At 51.0% G+C, this 5,623-nt stretch carries 2 tRNA genes and 3 rRNA genes; all 5 read right to left on the minus strand.

What is annotated here, in order from left to right:
- Nucleotides 1–9: 9 nt before the first annotated feature.
- A 5S ribosomal RNA gene (rrf, locus tag QCBJ_RS19095) occupies nucleotides 10–125 on the minus strand.
- A 157-nt stretch (nucleotides 126–282) separates the two neighbouring features.
- Nucleotides 283–3,174, minus strand: a 23S ribosomal RNA gene (locus QCBJ_RS19100).
- A 249-nt stretch (nucleotides 3,175–3,423) separates the two neighbouring features.
- Nucleotides 3,424–3,499, minus strand: a tRNA-Ala gene (locus QCBJ_RS19105).
- Nucleotides 3,500–3,529: 30 nt separating this feature from the next.
- Nucleotides 3,530–3,606: transfer RNA gene (locus QCBJ_RS19110), tRNA-Ile, on the minus strand.
- A gap of 82 nt (nucleotides 3,607–3,688) precedes the next feature.
- Nucleotides 3,689–5,225 (minus strand): 16S ribosomal RNA (locus tag QCBJ_RS19115).
- Together the 16S, 23S and 5S rRNA genes with 2 tRNA genes alongside form the textbook arrangement of a ribosomal RNA operon.
- Between the last annotated feature and the right edge of the window lie 398 nt (nucleotides 5,226–5,623).

Consider the following 5,623-nt stretch of genomic DNA (forward strand, 5'->3'; position numbering starts at 1 on the left):
GGAATTTAATCTTGACGATGACCTACTCTCACATGGGGAAACCCCACACTACCATCGGCGATGCATCGTTTCACTTCTGAGTTCGGGATGGGATCAGGTGGTTCCAATGCTCTATGGTCGTCAAGAAATTCGGGTACTGAGTCGTGGCCAGCTGGCCTCGCTTCAGCAAATTGGGTATGTGATAGCTTTCGGTGTTTTGTGAGCGTCGAACTTTCGGTTCATTTCGTCTTCACACACCGCAATCTGATGCTCGTTAGAGTAGTCAAATTGCTTGGGTGTTATATGGTCAAGCCTCACGGGCAATTAGTATTGGTTAGCTCAACGCCTCACAGCGCTTACACACCCAACCTATCAACGTCGTAGTCTTCGACGGCCCTTCAGGGAACTCAAGGTTCCAGTGAGATCTCATCTTGAGGCTAGTTTCCCGCTTAGATGCTTTCAGCGGTTATCTATTCCGAACATAGCTACCCGGCAATGCCACTGGCGTGACAACCGGAACACCAGAGGTTCGTCCACTCCGGTCCTCTCGTACTAGGAGCAGCCCCTCTCAAATCTCAAACGTCCACGGCAGATAGGGACCGAACTGTCTCACGACGTTCTAAACCCAGCTCGCGTACCACTTTAAATGGCGAACAGCCATACCCTTGGGACCGGCTTCAGCCCCAGGATGTGATGAGCCGACATCGAGGTGCCAAACACCGCCGTCGATATGAACTCTTGGGCGGTATCAGCCTGTTATCCCCGGAGTACCTTTTATCCGTTGAGCGATGGCCCTTCCATACAGAACCACCGGATCACTAAGACCTACTTTCGTACCTGCTCGACGTGTCTGTCTCGCAGTCAAGCGCGCTTTTGCCTTTATACTCTACGACCGATTTCCGACCGGTCTGAGCGCACCTTCGTACTCCTCCGTTACTCTTTAGGAGGAGACCGCCCCAGTCAAACTACCCACCATACACTGTCCTCGATCCGGATAACGGACCTGAGTTAGAACCTCAAAGTTGCCAGGGTGGTATTTCAAGGTTGGCTCCACGCAGACTGGCGTCCACGCTTCAAAGCCTCCCACCTATCCTACACAAGCAAATTCAAAGTCCAGTGCAAAGCTATAGTAAAGGTTCACGGGGTCTTTCCGTCTAGCCGCGGATACACTGCATCTTCACAGCGATTTCAATTTCACTGAGTCTCGGGTGGAGACAGCGCCGCCATCGTTACGCCATTCGTGCAGGTCGGAACTTACCCGACAAGGAATTTCGCTACCTTAGGACCGTTATAGTTACGGCCGCCGTTTACCGGGGCTTCGATCAAGAGCTTCGCGTTAGCTAACCCCATCAATTAACCTTCCGGCACCGGGCAGGCGTCACACCCTATACGTCCACTTTCGTGTTTGCAGAGTGCTGTGTTTTTAATAAACAGTCGCAGCGGCCTGGTATCTTCGACCGGCATGAGCTTACGGAGCAAGTCCTTCACCCTCACCGGCGCACCTTCTCCCGAAGTTACGGTGCCATTTTGCCTAGTTCCTTCACCCGAGTTCTCTCAAGCGCCTTGGTATTCTCTACCCAACCACCTGTGTCGGTTTGGGGTACGGTTCCTGGTTACCTGAAGCTTAGAAGCTTTTCTTGGAAGCATGGCATCAACCACTTCGTTACCTAAAAGGTAACTCGTCATCAGCTCTCGGCCTTAAGATCCCGGATTTACCTAAGATCTCAGCCTACCACCTTAAACTTGGACAACCAACGCCAAGCTGGCCTAGCCTTCTCCGTCCCTCCATCGCAATAACCAGAAGTACAGGAATATTAACCTGTTTTCCATCGACTACGCTTTTCAGCCTCGCCTTAGGGACCGACTAACCCTGCGTCGATTAACGTTGCGCAGGAAACCTTGGTCTTTCGGCGTGGGTGTTTTTCACACCCATTGTCGTTACTCATGTCAGCATTCGCACTTCTGATACCTCCAGCAAGCTTCTCAACTCACCTTCACAGGCTTACAGAACGCTCCTCTACCGCATCACTTACGTGATACCCGTAGCTTCGGTGTATGGTTTGAGCCCCGTTACATCTTCCGCGCAGGCCGACTCGACTAGTGAGCTATTACGCTTTCTTTAAAGGGTGGCTGCTTCTAAGCCAACCTCCTAGCTGTCTAAGCCTTCCCACATCGTTTCCCACTTAACCATAACTTTGGGACCTTAGCTGACGGTCTGGGTTGTTTCCCTTTTCACGACGGACGTTAGCACCCGCCGTGTGTCTCCCATGCTCGGCACTTGTAGGTATTCGGAGTTTGCATCGGTTTGGTAAGTCGGGATGACCCCCTAGCCGAAACAGTGCTCTACCCCCTACAGTGATACATGAGGCGCTACCTAAATAGCTTTCGAGGAGAACCAGCTATCTCCGAGCTTGATTAGCCTTTCACTCCGATCCACAGGTCATCCGCTAACTTTTCAACGGTAGTCGGTTCGGTCCTCCAGTTAGTGTTACCCAACCTTCAACCTGCCCATGGATAGATCGCCCGGTTTCGGGTCTATTCCCAGCGACTAGACGCCCTATTAAGACTCGCTTTCGCTACGCCTCCCCTATTCGGTTAAGCTCGCCACTGAAAATAAGTCGCTGACCCATTATACAAAAGGTACGCAGTCACCCAACAAAGTGGGCTCCCACTGCTTGTACGCATACGGTTTCAGGATCTATTTCACTCCCCTCTCCGGGGTTCTTTTCGCCTTTCCCTCACGGTACTAGTTCACTATCGGTCAGTCAGTAGTATTTAGCCTTGGAGGATGGTCCCCCCATATTCAGACAAAGTTTCTCGTGCTCCGTCCTACTCGATTTCATGACTAAGAGATTTTCGCGTACAGGGCTATCACCCACTATGGCCGCACTTTCCAGAGCGTTCCGCTAATCTCAAAGCCACTTAAGGGCTAGTCCCCGTTCGCTCGCCACTACTAAGGGAATCTCGGTTGATTTCTTTTCCTCAGGGTACTTAGATGTTTCAGTTCCCCTGGTTCGCCTCTTAAGCCTATGTATTCAGCTTAAGATAACCATCTTATGATGGCTGGGTTCCCCCATTCAGACATCTCCGGATCAAAGTCTGTTTGCCGACTCCCCGAAGCTTTTCGCAGGCTACCACGTCTTTCATCGCCTCTGACTGCCAAGGCATCCACCGTATGCGCTTCTTCACTTGACCATATAACCCCAAGCAATCTGGTTATACTGTGAAGACAACATTCGCCGAAAATTCGAATTTCTCAATTAAGAGAACTCACAAATTTTACCTTAGCCTGATCCGTTACCAGTGAAAGTAACGTTCAGTCTATCTTTCTATCACATACCCAAATTTTTAAAGAACGATCTAATCAAAGACTAGAAATCAACATTCATCACCGTCTTGGTGGAATGCTCATTTCTAAGCTTTCAAAACTTTCAGAAGCAGTAGTGGTGGAGCCAAACGGGATCGAACCGTTGACCTCCTGCGTGCAAGGCAGGCGCTCTCCCAGCTGAGCTATGGCCCCGTATTTCTACAGGCGTTTCCCACACAAAATTGGTGGGTCTGGGCAGATTCGAACTGCCGACCTCACCCTTATCAGGGGTGCGCTCTAACCAACTGAGCTACAGACCCAATTTCGGGCTGCTTCTTATCGTCTTCTTCAATGAATCAAGCAATTCGTGTGGGAACTTATGGAGCAGCTGATGTCGTCGATTAAGGAGGTGATCCAGCCGCAGGTTCCCCTACGGCTACCTTGTTACGACTTCACCCCAGTCATGAATCACACCGTGGTAACCGTCCTCCCGAAGGTTAGACTAGCTACTTCTGGTGCAACCCACTCCCATGGTGTGACGGGCGGTGTGTACAAGGCCCGGGAACGTATTCACCGCGACATTCTGATTCGCGATTACTAGCGATTCCGACTTCACGCAGTCGAGTTGCAGACTGCGATCCGGACTACGATCGGTTTTATGGGATTAGCTCCACCTCGCGGCTTGGCAACCCTCTGTACCGACCATTGTAGCACGTGTGTAGCCCAGGCCGTAAGGGCCATGATGACTTGACGTCATCCCCACCTTCCTCCGGTTTGTCACCGGCAGTCTCCTTAGAGTGCCCACCATTACGTGCTGGTAACTAAGGACAAGGGTTGCGCTCGTTACGGGACTTAACCCAACATCTCACGACACGAGCTGACGACAGCCATGCAGCACCTGTCTCAATGCTCCCGAAGGCACCAATCTATCTCTAGAAAGTTCATTGGATGTCAAGGCCTGGTAAGGTTCTTCGCGTTGCTTCGAATTAAACCACATGCTCCACCGCTTGTGCGGGCCCCCGTCAATTCATTTGAGTTTTAACCTTGCGGCCGTACTCCCCAGGCGGTCAACTTAATGCGTTAGCTGCGCCACTAAGAGCTCAAGGCTCCCAACGGCTAGTTGACATCGTTTACGGCGTGGACTACCAGGGTATCTAATCCTGTTTGCTCCCCACGCTTTCGCACCTCAGTGTCAGTATCAGTCCAGGTGGTCGCCTTCGCCACTGGTGTTCCTTCCTATATCTACGCATTTCACCGCTACACAGGAAATTCCACCACCCTCTACCATACTCTAGTCAGTCAGTTTTGAATGCAGTTCCCAGGTTGAGCCCGGGGATTTCACATCCAACTTAACAAACCACCTACGCGCGCTTTACGCCCAGTAATTCCGATTAACGCTTGCACCCTCTGTATTACCGCGGCTGCTGGCACAGAGTTAGCCGGTGCTTATTCTGTCGGTAACGTCAAAACAATCACGTATTAGGTAACTGCCCTTCCTCCCAACTTAAAGTGCTTTACAATCCGAAGACCTTCTTCACACACGCGGCATGGCTGGATCAGGCTTTCGCCCATTGTCCAATATTCCCCACTGCTGCCTCCCGTAGGAGTCTGGACCGTGTCTCAGTTCCAGTGTGACTGATCATCCTCTCAGACCAGTTACGGATCGTCGCCTTGGTGAGCCATTACCTCACCAACTAGCTAATCCGACCTAGGCTCATCTGATAGCGCAAGGCCCGAAGGTCCCCTGCTTTCTCCCGTAGGACGTATGCGGTATTAGCGTCCGTTTCCGAACGTTATCCCCCACTACCAGGCAGATTCCTAGGCATTACTCACCCGTCCGCCGCTCTCAAGAGAAGCAAGCTTCTCTCTACCGCTCGACTTGCATGTGTTAGGCCTGCCGCCAGCGTTCAATCTGAGCCATGATCAAACTCTTCAGTTCAAACATCTTTGGGTTTTTAAGAAACCCTAAACTTGGCTCAGCAATCGTTGGTTACATCTTTGATTTCTCGCGGAGTAACTTGTGATGCTGATAATCTTGTTGACTATCAGTCTGACTCCACAAGCACCCACACGAATTGCTTGATTCAGTTGTTAAAGAGCGGTTGGTTAAGATCTTTCGTCTCAACCGAGGCGCGCATTCTACAGCAGCCTCATTTGCTGTCAAGTGATTATTTTCAGAAGTTTTCGAAGATTTCTTCAACAACTTCAACCACTTGCGCTTCCGATCTCTCGTTAGCGGGAGGCGAATTCTACAGCGTTACACGCTGCTGTCAACACCTCTTTTTCTCCGCTTTCGACCGAGAGGATCGAAACGTTAATAGAGCCAAACAACACTGC

The organism is Pseudomonas sp. QC2, from assembly GCF_002859085.1.
GTDB lineage: Bacteria > Pseudomonadota > Gammaproteobacteria > Pseudomonadales > Pseudomonadaceae > Aquipseudomonas > Aquipseudomonas petroselini.